The 14,025-nt window shown below is 61.3% G+C and carries 16 protein-coding genes and 1 pseudogene; 14 read left to right on the top strand and 3 right to left on the bottom strand.

Annotated elements, in window-relative coordinates; genetic code table 11:
* The 12 genes and pseudogenes from Q7L05_RS10015 to Q7L05_RS09965 form a co-directional block, all read left to right on the top strand.
* Positions 1–184 (top strand): annotated as a pseudogene (locus tag Q7L05_RS10015) (DNA circularization protein); the annotation flags it as partial.
* On the top strand, positions 177–1,217 hold the full coding sequence (locus Q7L05_RS10010; RefSeq protein ID WP_303905627.1) for a phage baseplate assembly protein: 1,041 nt from the start codon (positions 177–179) through the stop codon (positions 1,215–1,217). The pseudogene Q7L05_RS10015 and the gene Q7L05_RS10010, both read left to right, overlap by 8 nt.
* Positions 1,214–1,936: a phage baseplate assembly protein V gene (locus tag Q7L05_RS10005; RefSeq protein ID WP_303905624.1), complete on the top strand. Its 723-nt coding sequence runs from the start codon at positions 1,214–1,216 to the stop codon at positions 1,934–1,936. Before Q7L05_RS10010 ends, Q7L05_RS10005 begins: the two co-directional genes overlap by 4 nt.
* A gap of 8 nt (positions 1,937–1,944) precedes the next feature.
* Positions 1,945–2,394 (top strand): phage GP46 family protein, encoded by a 450-nt coding sequence (locus tag Q7L05_RS10000; protein ID WP_303905621.1) that lies wholly within the window; start codon positions 1,945–1,947, stop codon positions 2,392–2,394.
* Entirely contained in the window at positions 2,395–3,477 is a 1,083-nt protein-coding gene (locus Q7L05_RS09995) for a baseplate J/gp47 family protein (protein ID WP_303905618.1), read from the top strand.
* Positions 3,477–4,064 (top strand): YmfQ family protein, encoded by a 588-nt coding sequence (locus Q7L05_RS09990; RefSeq protein ID WP_303905616.1) that lies wholly within the window; start codon positions 3,477–3,479, stop codon positions 4,062–4,064. Before Q7L05_RS09995 ends, Q7L05_RS09990 begins: the two co-directional genes overlap by 1 nt.
* A 15-nt stretch (positions 4,065–4,079) precedes the next feature.
* A complete protein-coding gene (locus tag Q7L05_RS09985; RefSeq protein WP_303905613.1) occupies positions 4,080–4,730 on the top strand; it encodes a gp53-like domain-containing protein in 651 nt (216 codons plus the stop codon).
* 2 nt (positions 4,731–4,732) lie between these two features.
* Positions 4,733–5,323: a hypothetical protein gene (locus Q7L05_RS09980; RefSeq protein WP_303905609.1), complete on the top strand. Its 591-nt coding sequence runs from the start codon at positions 4,733–4,735 to the stop codon at positions 5,321–5,323.
* 176 nt (positions 5,324–5,499) lie between these two features.
* Positions 5,500–5,703 carry a Com family DNA-binding transcriptional regulator gene (locus tag Q7L05_RS17420; protein WP_317623115.1) on the top strand — a complete coding sequence of 68 codons (204 nt, stop codon included), beginning with the start codon at positions 5,500–5,502 and terminating at the stop codon, positions 5,701–5,703.
* Between the two features lie 108 nt (positions 5,704–5,811).
* Positions 5,812–6,942 (top strand): GNAT family N-acetyltransferase, encoded by a 1,131-nt coding sequence (locus Q7L05_RS09975; RefSeq protein ID WP_303905606.1) that lies wholly within the window; start codon positions 5,812–5,814, stop codon positions 6,940–6,942.
* The gene (locus Q7L05_RS09970; RefSeq protein WP_303905603.1) at positions 6,939–7,538 is read left to right on the top strand and encodes a formyltransferase family protein; all 600 of its coding nucleotides are present in this window, start codon (positions 6,939–6,941) and stop codon (positions 7,536–7,538) included. Before Q7L05_RS09975 ends, Q7L05_RS09970 begins: the two co-directional genes overlap by 4 nt.
* A gap of 42 nt (positions 7,539–7,580) precedes the next feature.
* A complete protein-coding gene (locus Q7L05_RS09965) occupies positions 7,581–8,483 on the top strand; it encodes an FGGY-family carbohydrate kinase (RefSeq protein WP_303905600.1) in 903 nt (300 codons plus the stop codon).
* A 137-nt stretch (positions 8,484–8,620) separates the two neighbouring features.
* Here the strand turns inward: Q7L05_RS09965 and Q7L05_RS09960 are convergent, their stop codons facing one another.
* Positions 8,621–9,823, bottom strand: coding sequence for a pyridoxal phosphate-dependent aminotransferase (locus Q7L05_RS09960; RefSeq protein WP_303905597.1), 1,203 nt, complete (start codon positions 9,821–9,823; stop codon positions 8,621–8,623).
* Between the two features lie 394 nt (positions 9,824–10,217).
* On the opposite strand from Q7L05_RS09960, the gene cysZ reads away from it, so the two are divergent.
* Positions 10,218–10,988: a sulfate transporter CysZ gene (gene cysZ / locus Q7L05_RS09955; protein WP_303905593.1), complete on the top strand. Its 771-nt coding sequence runs from the start codon at positions 10,218–10,220 to the stop codon at positions 10,986–10,988.
* A gap of 154 nt (positions 10,989–11,142) precedes the next feature.
* On the opposite strand, the gene Q7L05_RS09950 is transcribed toward cysZ, so the two are convergent.
* Positions 11,143–12,327 (bottom strand): pyridoxal phosphate-dependent aminotransferase, encoded by a 1,185-nt coding sequence (locus tag Q7L05_RS09950; RefSeq protein WP_303905591.1) that lies wholly within the window; start codon positions 12,325–12,327, stop codon positions 11,143–11,145.
* Entirely contained in the window at positions 12,317–13,078 is a 762-nt protein-coding gene (locus Q7L05_RS09945; RefSeq protein WP_303905589.1) for an HAD family hydrolase, read from the bottom strand. The genes Q7L05_RS09950 and Q7L05_RS09945 overlap by 11 nt, the downstream gene beginning before the upstream one ends.
* A gap of 455 nt (positions 13,079–13,533) precedes the next feature.
* Here Q7L05_RS09945 and dksA point away from each other — a divergent pair, with 455 nt between their 5' ends.
* Positions 13,534–13,977, top strand: a complete 444-nt coding sequence (dksA, locus tag Q7L05_RS09940; RefSeq protein ID WP_303905634.1) for an RNA polymerase-binding protein DksA — start codon at positions 13,534–13,536, stop codon at positions 13,975–13,977.
* The last annotated feature ends 48 nt before the right edge of the window (positions 13,978–14,025 follow it).

Genomic DNA, 14,025 nt, shown 5'->3' with positions numbered 1-14,025 from the left:
CAGCCGTGGCGCCCGGCTGCCGGAGCTGACCACCTACCAGCCCGCCACCACCCTGCCGGCCCTGGTGGTCGCCCACCAGCTCTATGGCGACGCCACCCGCGACAGTGAAATCATCGACCGCAATCGAATCCGCCACCCGGGCTTCGTGCCTGGCGGCGAGGAACTGGAGGTGCTGAATGCGTGATGACATCACCCTCCACATCGGCGGCCAGCTCTACTACGGCTGGAAAGAGCTGAGCGTGAACCGCTCTATCGAGGCCGCGGCCGACGATTTCAGTTTCACCATCACGGACAAGTGGGCGGAGTCGATGAAGCGCCGCCCCATTCGCCTGGGCAGCCCCGCCGAGGTGTTTCTGGGCAAAGAGAAGATCGTGACGGGCTACATCGATCGGGTGCGACCTAGAACGCGGCCCGACAGCCGTACTGTCCAGATTGCCGGTCGTTCCAAGATTGCGGACCTAGTGGACTGCTCCGACTATCCAAGAAATAGGCGGTATGTGAACCAAACGCTTGCCTCTTTAGCCAGGGAAGTAGCAAAGCCGTACGGCATCACCGTGATTGAGGAGGCAGAGACCCAGAGAATAAGTGCCGTAGTGGCCGAGAAAGAGGAAACCGGCTTTGAGTTTCTCGAAAAGCAAGCAAGAGCCCAAGCCGTGCGCCTCGTCGGCAACGCCGACGGTAATCTCGTCATCACCCGCGCCAGTAACCAGCGAATAGAAACCGCCCTGGTCATGGGCGAGAACATCGAGGAGGCCGAAGCCGAGCATTCGCACCGCAACCGTTTCAGCCACTACTACTTCCCCGGGCAACGCCCTGGGTCGGACGAAACGATGGGCGCAGATGCAGCCCACATCCTCGGGCGGGCCGAAGACACGGTTATCCGCTACCGGCCTACCACCATCGTGATGGAGGGCAGCACCGACCCGGCCGGGGCCAAGCGCCGGGCCGAGTGGCAGCGCAATGTCAATTACGGCCGCTCCCGCTCTGCGGCCTACACCGTCACCGGTTGGCGGCACAAGGATGATATCTGGCGGCCCAACCGGCTGGTTTATGTGAACGACCCCTGGAGTGGATTCGACGGCGAGTGGCTGATGATCGCCAGCGTGGAGTTCGTCCGCGGCAAAAGCGGCCGCCGCACCAAACTGGGCGTGATGGGTCCCGAGGCGTTCGATCTTATCCCCCTGCCAGCGGAAGACGACGAAGGGGGCTGGGGATGAACGGCGAAACCTGGCGAAAGCTGATCCGGCCGCTACGCCGCAAGATCAAGGTAATGATCACCCGCGGCGTGGTGCATCTTATCGACACGAGCACCCTGATGCAGACCCTGCAGGTGGAGCTGCTTCGCGATGAGACTGTCGACGACGTCGAGCACTTCGAAGGCTACGGCCGCACCGCCCACGCCCCCGCCAATGGCCGCGAAGTACTGGCCGCCGCCGTCGAAGCCAACCGTGACCATACAGTAGCGATCGCCGTAGCCAATCGACAGTTCCGAGTTCGGAATCTCGCAGAAGGCGAGCAGGTTCTTTACGACGATCTCGGCAACGTGATCCACTTCAAACGCGACCGCATTCTGATCAACTCCGTGGACCACGTCGAAGTCACCGCGCCGACCGTAGAGGTCAACGCCACCTCGACCCACAACGGCAACGTCACCATCAACGGCAATCTGACCGTGAACGGCAATACCGACATCAGCGGGGACACCACCATCGGCGGCGATACCGATATCGACGGCAATGCGACCGTGGGCGGCACCGCCAGCGTGGCCGGTGTCGCCACCGTCGGTGGCTTGGCGGTGACCGGTGCGGCCGGTGGTGCGGCGACGGTATCCGGCAGCCTGGAGGTGACTGGCGGCGATGTGACCGTGGACGGCATCAGCGCCAAGGGGCACGTCCATTCCAATCCTGAAGGTGGCACAACGGGGGCACCGCAGTAATGGATCTGATGCTCACTCAAGACGACACCACCCCCGGATGGGACCTGGCCCTCGACGGCCCGGATCTGGCCACCGATGACGGCCTGCGCTCTGCGGTCATTGTTTCGCTATTTACCGACGCGCGAGCAGAGCCCGACGACGACATCCCCGATGGCACCGATGATCGCCGCGGCTCCTGGCACGACACCTATTTGCCGCACGACGGCGACAGTGAAGGGTCCCTCCTGTGGCTGCTCAGCCGGGAAAAAGAGACGGCCGATGTGCTTCAACGCGCCCGCACCTATGCCGAGACGGCCCTGGCATGGCTCATCGAGGACAGCGTGGCCACGGCGGTGCAGACAGAGGCCGAGTGGCGCAATGACATCGGCCGCGGCGTTCTTGCCCTCTACCTAACCATCACGCTGCCGGGCCGCACGCCCTTTGACGATGTGTTCTATCTCGATTTGGAGGCTGCATAGATGGCGTTTAACCGCCCAACACTGCCCGCACTAATCGACCGCATACAGTCGGACATCGAATCCCGCCTGCCCGGCACTGATCCCCGCCTGCGCCGCTCCGTGCTCTTCGCGATTGTGCGCGCCATCGCCGGCGCGGTGCACGGGCTCTACGGTTTTCTCGCCTGGATGGCCAGGCAAATCATCCCGAGTACGGCCGATGCCAACTACCTGGAACGCCACGCGAGCTGGTGGGGCATCGGCCGCAAGCCCGCGGCGCCGGCGGTCGGCATAGTCGATTTCACCGGCACCGACGGCGCAGTGATACCAGCCGGCACAACGCTGCAACGGGCGGACAGCGTCGAGTACACCACCGACGCCGAAGGCACCATCACCGGCAGCGTGGCCGAAATTGCCGTTACGGCCGTCGAGGGCGGCCAGGATACGAATGCCGATCCCGGAGTAACACTCTCGCTCGTCTCGCCCATTTCGGGCGTGTACTCGACAGCCACCGTGTCAGTGGCCGGCGACGGGCTTACCGGCGGAGCGGATGAGGAGGGCGACGATTCCTTACGTGACCGGCTCAAAGCCCGTGTACAACGCTCACCGCAGGGCGGAGCCATCGCCGATTACGAGGCTTGGGCACTGGAGGTCGAAGGCGTCACCCGCGCCTGGGTAATGCCGGCGTGGGCCGGCCTCGGCACCGTAGGCGTTTTTTTCGTCCGCGATGATGACGCCCTGATAATCCCAGACGCTGCCGAGGTGCAGGCGGTACAGGACTATCTGGATACCGTCCGCCCGGTCACGGCGGATGTGACTGCCTACGCGCCGACAGTGGAGCCGGTCGATATGACGATCCAGCTCGCACCCAATACCTTGGACGTGCAGGCAGCCGTCGAGGCGTCGCTGACGGATCTGTTCCGAAGGGAGGCGAATGTCGAGGACGGTAACGGCAGCGGCGCCATCCCTATCAGCCACATCCGCGAGGCCATCAGCGGTGCCGAGGGCGAGATTGACCACGTCCTGATTTCACCCTCTGGGGACGTGGCGCCGAGCCTCGGCGCTTTGGCCACGCTCGGCGTCATTACCTGGCAGGCGATCTCCTGATGGGTGCCAGCGACTACCTCAACCAGCTTCGGGCTCTGCTACCGCGCGGTGTGCTCTGGCGTGGTTTGCGAGCGCCGGACACCACGTTCTCTGCGCTGCTCGATGCGCTGGCCGCAGAGTTCGCCCGCGTCGATGCGACCGCCGAAGCACTGATAAATGAAGCCGACCCGCGCACCACACTTCAGCTATTGGCGGAGTGGGAGGCCTTTGCGGGCCTGCCCGATACATGCAGCGGCTTGGGGACCACCATCGATGAGCGCCGGGCTGCACTGGTTGACATACTGACCAGCGTCGGTGGTCAGTCGCGGAACTACTTCATCGGGGTGGCTGGAAGCCTCGGTTTCGACGATTCGGCGATCGCCGAATACGACCCGCACACCGTCGACGAAACCGTGGACGCCCCCATTTACGGTGCGGACTGGCAATTCGCCTGGAAGCTCACCGCGCCGATGCCGCCCGTCCAACAGTTCAATGCCGATTCAACCGTTGATGAATCCCTCGGCGAAGTCGCCCCGACCACTCGACTGGAGTGTGCCGTCAATCGACGCAAACCGGCTCACACCATCGCACTGTTTGAATACACCTAAGGAGGTGATCGATAAATGGACCCGCGTAACTATCTAGCCAATGCCAGCGGCACGCCGCCAGTAAAACCGGCCAGTCCCAGCAACGGCTTTCCACAATCCGCTGTTCCTGGCGTTAATGAGGCCACGACGCCCGGACCCTTCTGGTTTTACAAAATCGGCGAGGAGTTGCGTTCGATCATCACCGCAGCAGGCATAACGCCCAGTGATGACGATCTGGGACAGCTTTTGGCCGCACTATCGGGCCTGGGGCTCAGCCAAGCGACTGACACCTTCAAGGGCATCATCGAATTAGCGACAGCTTTAGAAGTGCAAGGCGGCACAGACGATCAACGCGCTATCACCCCGGCGGGATTGGCATCGTTCGACAAGAGCCATACGGTCCCCGGTCATCAGGTGCTGCCCGGGGGATTGATCCTCCAATGGGGTAGTTTTTCCCACAATATTAACTCCTCCCAGCTGACGTCCACTCTGGTGACATTTCCAATAGCGTTCAATGCCACTCCGTTTGGCATCTGGACCGAATTGTTTAACACCCCCTTAGCGGGCTCCGGATATTACTCCGGGTACAACCCATATGACGCCGCTGGATTTACGCACATCTGTACACACAGTGACGCGGCAATCCTTAGCGGCGCAGTTACCTCCTTCCTAGCATTGGGAATATGATTATGTACGCAACGATCGACACAAATGGCCGCGCCACCGGATTCTACCGGGACACTAAGCATGCCGAAAAAGTCGGCATCAGCCCCACCGACACTCTGGTCGAAATCACAAAAGCCCAATGGCGCGAACTCTTGGAAAACCCGGGCACTCGTCGGTGGGATACCGATACCGGTGAGGTCGTGGCCTATACACCGCCGCTCCCGCCATTGGCCGATTACCAGATAGCCGCTAGAACAGCGATCGACAGCGCCGCTGGTGCTGCCCGGGCAGCGTACCCCTCACCGGGCAGCTATATCGATATCGAATATCAGCATGCCGAGAGACAAGCCGAGGAATTCAAGGCCGCTGGTTATCCGGCCGACGCCGTACCGGCATGCGTGCAGGATTGGTCCGATGCATCGGGCATGACGCCGACCGCCGCCGCTGATGACATCATGGCCACCGCCGTGGAGTGGTACGCGGCTATCGAATCGATCCGGAGGGAACGCTTGATGGGAAAGGCGGCCGTCAATGCTGCACTAGACCACGTGGGCGTCGATGCAGCGAGGGCGGACGCGACGGCCGCCCTCGATGCCATCCGTCCCACAGCATGATAACTAATAGTTCAGCGTTGTTGAGGAAGAGAAAGGAAGAGAGGGCGACCGGGCAGCAGCTGCCACTGCTACCCGGACCCAACCCACGGTGAAATTGGCACCGTGAGCCAGCAAGGCCCTCTGCCACGTGCACGCGGCGCAGAGAGCCTATCACGAAGTAGAGAAAGGCTCACGACATGCAGGAATACCGCTGTGGAGCATGCCGTCGGCTGCTGGCCAAAGGCCTGGCCGAACGGCTGCAAGCAAAATGCCCGCGATGCGGGACACTGAACAACTTTGAGGGCCTAGAACCCCGTACCAGAACGCCTGAGAGCGTCGTTCACACAAAAGGAAAGCACTGTGACCGACAAAAAGAAGACACCAGGGCGAAACGGGTTTAAGTACCGGAAACGGTACGGGGTCATCGTAATTTGCCGCGATGAATCGCACCAGGAGCAGGTCTATAACCGGCTGCGGAAGGATGGCCATAAGTGCAAGGTGGTAGCAGTATGAAAGTCGAAATCCACCATCACTGCAAGGAGTTCAACTCCTACCGTTCAGCCCGAGTTAAATCGCTATTTAATGTGGACAGTGGGGCCAACTTCGAACTGTCCGCAGAGCTGCCGATCGACGTTCCGGACTGGGGCCTCGGGGTTATCGTTGGCCCGAGCGGCTCGGGTAAATCCAGCATCGGACGGGAGATATGGGGCAACGCGGCTGTATATGCGCCGAGCTGGCCGGCTCGCAAACCGATCATTGATGCGATTGCACCGCACGGTGACTTCAACCAAGTGACCGGCGCCCTTGCTGCGGTAGGCCTCGGCAGTGTACCGGCCTGGTTGCGGCCGCATTCGGTGCTATCAAACGGCGAAAAGTTCCGCGCCGACTTGGCCCGGCTAATCTGCGAGGCCCCCAAGCGGGTCGTCGTGGACGAGTTCACCAGTGTTGTCGACCGGCAGATCGCCCGGTTCGGTGCCTTGGCGTTTGGCAAAGCCTGGCGCCGCACCGGCGGCCAATGCGTGCTGCTCTCTTGCCACTACGACATCATCGATTGGCTCGAGCCGGACTGGGTGTATGACACGGCGACAGGGAGATTCTCCGGGAGGGGGCTTTGGCGACGCCCCCGCTTCGACCTCGAAATTCGGCAGACCGATTGGCGATATTGGCCCCTGTTTGAGCCGCATCACTATCTGAAGCTACCCAAGATGATCGCAGCAACCAACTACATCGGCACGGTAGAGGGGGAGCCAGTAGCCCACGTGGCCGTAAGCACCAGGCCGGGCCTCATCGAGGCCCGCGCCTGCCGGCTAGTGGTGATGCCGGAGTGGCAAGGCGCCGGCATCGGGCTCCGCTTCCTGAACGCAGTGTGTGACCTGTGGCTGCAAGGCTGCAACCGGTACCAAAAACCGTTGCGGACTCTATTCCATACATCGCACCCGGGCTTGGCCGCTGCACTTCGACGCCACCCGGTTTGGACTCAGGTGAGCGCACAGCTGTACGGCGGTTCAAAAGCAAGGAGCGCCGCCTCGATGCGAAAGAGCAACGCCAGGAAGGGAAGCACCGGTGCCGCTTCCGGCTACGGCGGCCATTTCCGGGCCGTTCAGGGTTTCCGGTATCTCGGCCGGGAGGATGCATCATGAAGATAGTCCTCGTTGGCCAGAAGTGGTTAGGAACCGAGACCCTCCGTCTTTGCATGGCGCTTGGACACGAACTGGCGGCCGTATATGCTCCCACCCCGGAAGACCGGCTCTACCAAGCCGCATGGAACGAGGCTATTCCGGCCTATAAGGTATCCGCGCGCCTGACTGCCGAGATGGTGCCCGCCGGGACTGACTTGGTCGTGGCTGCCCATGCCCACTGTTTCCTCGACGCCGGGGCGCGGCGCCAGGCCAGACTTGGCGCCATCGGGTACCATCCGTCTCTACTACCCCGCCACCGCGGCCGTGACGCCGTGCGCTGGGCCATCCACATGGGTGAGGCGGTCACCGGGGGCACTGTCTACTGGATGGATGATGGTGCCGACACCGGCCCAATCGCCGCCCAGGACTGGTGCCACATCAGACCGGGTGAGACCCCCGCCGAACTATGGCGCCGACAGTTGGCCCCGATGGGCCTCAGGCTGTTCCGGAAGGTGTTGGAGGAGATAGAAAACGGGGTCATCACCGGGGTACCACAAGACCAGACGGTCACCACTTGGGAACCGGCCTTCGCTGGCGGGTATTTAAAGGAGGGTTGAAGGGGCGGAAGCCCCTTTTAGCCTGTTGCAAAGTCGGTGTCGTTGCGTCGCAAATATGGCGGCGCGCTACACCACACCGGCGTAAAGCCGACTCGGGTGGCGACCCAGGGTGACTGGATCGCAGCCCGGCTGACCGGCACTCCGGGCGTCTCGGATGAGAACAACGTCCTCAAACTCGGTTGGGATCCAGTCCGGCGCCGCTGGCCGAAATGGCTTCAGGCCTTGGGTATCTCCGAACAGCAATTACCCAAGGTGGTCGCCCCGGGAACACCTCTGGGCCGCCTGAAAGGGAGCCTGGCGACTCACTGGCACCTGCCTGAAGCGACCATGGTCATGGCGGGAACCACGGACAGCACCGCCGCCATCCTCGCCACCGGTGCCAGACGGCTCGGGGATGGCATCAGCTCTCTCGGTTCGACCCTGGTCACCAAGGTGATCGCCGACCGGCCCATCTTCGCCCCTGCGTACGGTGTCTACAGTCAGCCGCTGGGGAACCAATGGCTGGTGGGCGGAGGCTCCAATTCCGGCGGCGCGGTCCTCAAGCACTTTTTCACGCCATCCCGGATGGCCGAACTCAGCAGGCGCATCGATCCGGAACACCCGTCCGGGCTCGATTACTACCCGCTGCTACAACCGGGAGAGCGTTTCCCGGTCAATGATCCCGATTTCGCCCCTCGTCTCGCACCGCGACCCGCCGACGATGCCCTGTTCCTTCAGGGACTGCTGGAAGGGATCGCCGCCATCGAGGCCGCCGCCTATCAAAAACTGCAGCAACTCGGCGCCCCTTACCCCGAACGCATTTTCAGCGTCGGCGGCGGCGCCTCCAATCCGGTTTGGGAAAAGATTCGGGGCCGACTGACGGGCGTTCCCATGGTCAAGCCCATCCATTCGGAAGCGGCCTACGGCACCGCCCTGCTCGCCCGCCGATTGCTCGCACAGACCTGAAATACCAGACGTTTGGCACCGTCGACCAGAGGTCAGTCAACCGGTTCGGTTTGCCTGGGCGCCTGTCCGAGAACATCGTTTTTTGTAGGTTGGGGAACCAACGCTGATTTTGTTGGGCTTCGTTCCTCAGCGCCAACCTACATTTTGGAGCCCATTGCTTTCTCGGACAGGCTCCTAGCGGGAAGGGCGAGCCGGGCGATGCGATCGCAGGCCTCTTCCAATACCTCGCTCTTCTTGGCGAAGCAGAAACGGGCCAGATTGCGGCCCGCATCGTCATGATAGAAGGCCCGACCCGGGACGCATGCCACTCCGGTCTTTTCGAGAATCCACAAGGCCCGCTCCCGGTCATCGGCACCCGGCACGCCCGAAATGTCCGCCATTACGTAGTAGGCCCCCTCCGGCCGGTGGGGCGGCAGTCGCGCCTGCCGGAGCGCAGCGCAGAAACGATCCCTTTTTAGCCGGTGCTCCCGCGCCACCTCCCGGTAGAACTCCACCCCGAGTTCCAGGACTCCCCGGGCAGCGCCGAGCTGCAGCGGGGCCGGTGGGCAGACATAAACCAGGTCGTTGAACTGTGTCGCTGCCCGAATCACTTCGGGTGGGGCAATGGCATAGCCCAGGCGCCAACCGGTGATACTGAAGATCTTGGAAAAACCGGAAATGGTCACCGTGCGCTCCCGAAGAGCATCAATGGAGGCCGGAGGAATATGGGTAAGACCGTCATAGACAAAGTGCTCGTAGATCTCGTCCGAGAACACGACCAGATCGTGTTGCCGCGCAAACCGGGCCAGGCGCTCCAGCTCATCGCGACGAAATACCTTTCCGGTCGGATTGGAGGGGTTGCTGAGTACCACGGCCCGGGTACGGGAGTTGATGGTGCGCCCCAGTACCTCCCAGTCCACGCCCCAGCCAGGCGGCTCGAGCCGCACGTAACGAACCCGGCATCCCATGGCTTTCAGGGATGCGGCGTGATAGCCGTAGTAGGGCTCGAACAGGATCACCTCATCACCCGGATCGAGCAGCGCATGGGCGGTGGAATGGAACGCGCCGGTCGCTCCCGAACTGATCATGATCTCTGCATTCGGGTCCACGCTCAGGCCATACCGGGCTTGCGTTGCTGCCGCAATCGCATCGCGCAGCTCAATGAAGCCCTCCGCCGGCGTGTAGATGTTGCGGCCGGCATCCATGGCGGCCTTGGCGCCTTCGATCACCGAAGAGGGGATCGCCAGGTCGCACACTCCCTGCGCCATATTGATGCCCTCCACCCGCGCACACTCGTGGGTCATCGCGCGGATTTCGGACTGCAAGACGTTTTCTGCGCGCCGACTGAGTCGAATGCCCATTACCACCCCTGTTTTCCGCTATTGCTCCGCCCGGATTCGCACCTTATCGGAACGCCACCGAGGCTGTCCATGGACCGTTCCGCTTGGTCCCGGGCTCGTCAGCAGAATTGGTGGGTGCAAGGAAATACAGGATCTCGCCAAGACGCCAAGCACGCCAAGGAATCAGTAGCCTCTTCGCGCCCCACTCCCTCTTGGCGTTCTTGGCGTCTTGGCGAGAGAGCAAAATAGGCTCCGGAAAATCTCCCACACATACCCCTACTGCCCTTGGTTATCCCTCGATATCATGTCCGTGGCTGCATCGCGAGCAAACATCTGCTCACAGATTCCACGGAAGAGCCGATGGCCGTAACGGGCCGATATAGGGTCTTCCTGCCTTTTAGTGAGAGTACCAGCAATGATTCAAAAACCTTTTATCGGGGCGTCCTCGTTTTTCCGCGGCGTCCGACTATTGACCGAACCCGGTCTGAAACGGTTCGTCGCCATTCCGCTGGCGATCAATGTGGCGGTGTTTACCCTCTTGCTCTGGTTTGCGCTCGATCAGTTCGGGGTATTGATGGCGTATCTCCTGCCCCAGCTACCCGAATGGCTCTCCTGGCTCTCCTGGCTGCTGTGGGCGGTTTTCGGAATCGTAGCCCTGGTGCTGATCTTCTTCAGCTTCTCGATCATCGCCAACCTGATTGCGGCCCCCTTCAACGGCTTTCTCGCCGAAGCGGTCGAACGCCATCTGACCGGTCGACCCGCGAATTCGGGAGGTGGCCTGACGGCGGCTTTAAAAGCGGCCCCGGGGGCGGTTATCGATGAGCTCGGCAAGCTGCTGTACTTCGCCAGGTGGGCGGTCCCGATGCTGTTGCTGTTCCTCATCCCGGGCATCAACCTGATTGCACCCTTTGCCTGGATGGCCTTCAGTGCCTGGATGCTGGCGGTCGAATACAGTGACTACCCGCTGGGCAATCACGGACTCAAGGCGCGTGAACAGCGCCAGCGGCTCGGTGCCCATCGCCCGATGGCACTCGGATTCGGCAGCGTGGTGCTGGTGGCGACCATGATCCCCATCGTCAATTTCCTGGTGATGCCGGCCGCGGTGGCCGGCGCCACGGTCCTATGGGTGCAGGAAAGGCAAAGATCCAACATCACTGAGAACACAGAGGTCAGCAAACACGGTTAACCACGGGGTGCACGGGCACCACGGGGTATAAAATAAGTTTTTCGGGTTATTCCCCCCCCCGTGCGCCCCGTGTTCCCCGTGGTTAGCCGTTCTTCGCTGATTCGGGGCTGCGAAGCGGCAGGCGGTTCGCAATAACAGGAAGGTCTCTGTGGTCTCAGTGGTTATCAAGGGTGCGCAGAAATCCGGCGATGCGCCGCACGCCCTCTTCCAGCCGCTCCATCGAGGTGGTGTAGGCGAAGCGGAGATGCTGTTCGGGCCGGTAGTTGCCGAAATCCAGGCCCGGCGTCACTGCCACACCCGCCTTCTCCAGAAGATCCGAGGCCAGCTGCTTTGAGTCGCCGAAACGGCTGCAATCGGCGTAAAGGTAGAAGGCGCCGCGGGGCTCGATAGGGATCTCGAAACCCAGCTGCCGCAATGCGGGGAGCAGGAAGTCGCGACGACGCTCGAATTCTGCCCGACGACTTTCCAGTATCTCCCGGGTTTCCGGTTCAAAAGCCGCCAGGGCCGCATGCTGGGAAAGGGTCGGGGCGGCAATGAAGAGGTTCTGCATCAGCTTTTCGACCTCACGCTGATACTCCTCGGGGGCAACCAGCCACCCCAGGCGCCAGCCGGTCATGCAAAAATATTTCGAAAAGCTGTTCACCACGAAGGCGCCATCGTCCACTGCCAGAACGGTCTCCGCCTCGATGCCATAGGTAAGGCCGTGATAGATCTCGTCCACAATCCATCGGCCGCTCCGCACCCGCACCGACTCGGCAAGTGCCGCCAGTTCGGAGCGTTCGAGCAGCGTACCGGTCGGGTTTGATGGCGAGGCCACCAGCGCCGCAACGGTGCGTTCATTCCAGTGGGCGCCGAGCCGTTCTGCATCGAGCTGATAGCGTGTGGTGGCATCCACCGGCACCCCCCGGGCCCGGCCTTCCACGAACCGCGCAAAGTGCCGGTTGCAGGGATAGCCGGGATCGGCGAGCAGCAACTCATCATCGCGGTCGAGCAGCACCCCCAGCGCCAGCAGCAGGGCACCGGAGGCCCCGGGAGTGATCACGACCCGTCCGGGGTCGATCTCCACCCTGTAGCGGTCCCAATAATGGCCGGCGATCGCCTCCCGCAGCGCGGGCAGGCCAAGCGCCGGAGTGTAGTAGGTTTGACCGGCGGTGAGGGCCTGCCGGGCTCGTTCGATGATCGGTTCCGGCGTGCCGAAGTCGGGCTCGCCGATCTCCATATGCACGACATCGCGCCCTGCGGCCTCCAGTTCCCGTGCCCGCCCGAGCAGTTCCATCACATGAAACGGCTCGATATCCGCCATGCGACGGGCGATATGCGTGGGCCTCTCAGGACTCATGGAGCCTGCGAACCAGGGCAAGATCCAGGAAGGTGGCTTCGCCTACCTCCCCAGCCATCACCTTAAAGGGCGAATCGGGCTCGCCCCAATGATTCAGCACCACGACAGCTGCATCGAAGGTCTCATCACGGGTGTAGCCGTTGACCGCCACAATCGTCTTCAACCCGGCCGAGGACGAGGAAAGGACGCCGTTATGGGAGTCTTCGAAAGCGATGCACTGCTCGGGAGCAAGACCGAGTCTCTCCATGGCATGGAGATAGATGTCCGGCGCCGGTTTCTTCTTCGGCACCACATCACCCGCGGCAATGACGTCGAACCACTCCGTCGCACCCGATTCCAGGGCGTTTTCCAGCAGCGCAGTGACGTTTTCCGGCGTGGTGGTGGTGGCCACCGCCAGCTTCAGGCCTGCGGCTCGGGCTTCGCGGATCAGACGCTGTACACCGGACCGTAATGGTATGCGTCCTTCGGAAAGCATCCGCGTGAAGTGAGACGTTTTCGCCTTGTGCAAACCGGCGATAAAGACCTTCGGGTCCCCTGGGGCTTCGAACGAGGTATTGTACTGTTCCAGATAAAGAGCAATCCGCTCCTTCCCGCCAGTGACCGCCAGGAGCTTACCGTAGAGCTCCTCGGACCAGTGCCAGTTCAGGCCGGCATCAGCGAACGCGCGGTTGAAGGCCACCCGGTGGCCGTCGCGTTCCGTATCGGCCAGTGTTCCATCCATGTCAAATAGAAGTGCGCCAAGTTTTGCCATTGCAGTTTCGTATACCCGAAGATTTCATGAATTCGTGCCGATAACGCAGGATATTGTTCCACAAGGAAATTTTCGAAGGAGCGGTTTATCGGTGATTATGGCCGACTGAGAGAATATTTCTTGTGGAATCAAGAGACAAGCGGGATCGGTGCGAATTCATGAAATCTTCGAGTTAACATCACTGCATTGAAAACGGCACAGATTACGAAGCTCCGCAAAACACCACCTTGTGGCAATACTACGCATTCGACAGTAATATTGCGCAGATTCGACAGTTCTGGTATAGATGCCGGCTGATTTTCTACGGCCTTGATTGGCTGGGGCATACAGGTAGGAGATAAACGGATATGCCAGCAAAGAAAACGGCGGCCGAGGTGGCCACCGAAACCACTGAAAAGACGAGCGTTTCTTCAAATAACGCCGCCAATAAACCGGCTGTGAAGAAAGCTGCCAGTGTGCAAAATACGGCTCCTCAGAAAAGCGCCGCCGAGGGTTTCGGCAAATTCACGCCGTATGAACCCAAAAAAGGTGAAGAGTATATGAGCGAAAAGATGCGCGAGCATTTTCGTCATATCCTCACCGGATGGCGCAAGGAACTCATGGAAGAAGTGGACCGCACGGTGCACCACATGAAGGATGAGGCAGCCAATTTTCCTGATCCGAACGATCGTGCCACGCAGGAATCTGAATTTACGATGGAATTGCGCACCCGCGACCGGGAACGCAAGTTGATCAAGAAGATCACCGAGTCGCTGGATGCATTGGACGAAGGCGAATACGGCTACTGCGAATCATGCGGCATCGAAATCGGGATTCGTCGACTGGAGGCCCGCCCCACTGCGACCTTGTGCATCGACTGCAAGACCCTGGACGAAATCCGGGAAAAGCAGCGCGGCTGAGGTGTCCGAGCTGGTACCGAAAAAGGGGGCCGGGTGCCCCTTTTTTCA

It is taken from the genome of Thiohalomonas denitrificans, from assembly GCF_016841685.1.
In the GTDB taxonomy this organism is placed as follows: domain Bacteria; phylum Pseudomonadota; class Gammaproteobacteria; order Thiohalomonadales; family Thiohalomonadaceae; genus Thiohalomonas; species Thiohalomonas denitrificans_A.
This window is presented reverse-complemented; position numbering and strand designations above follow the sequence as displayed.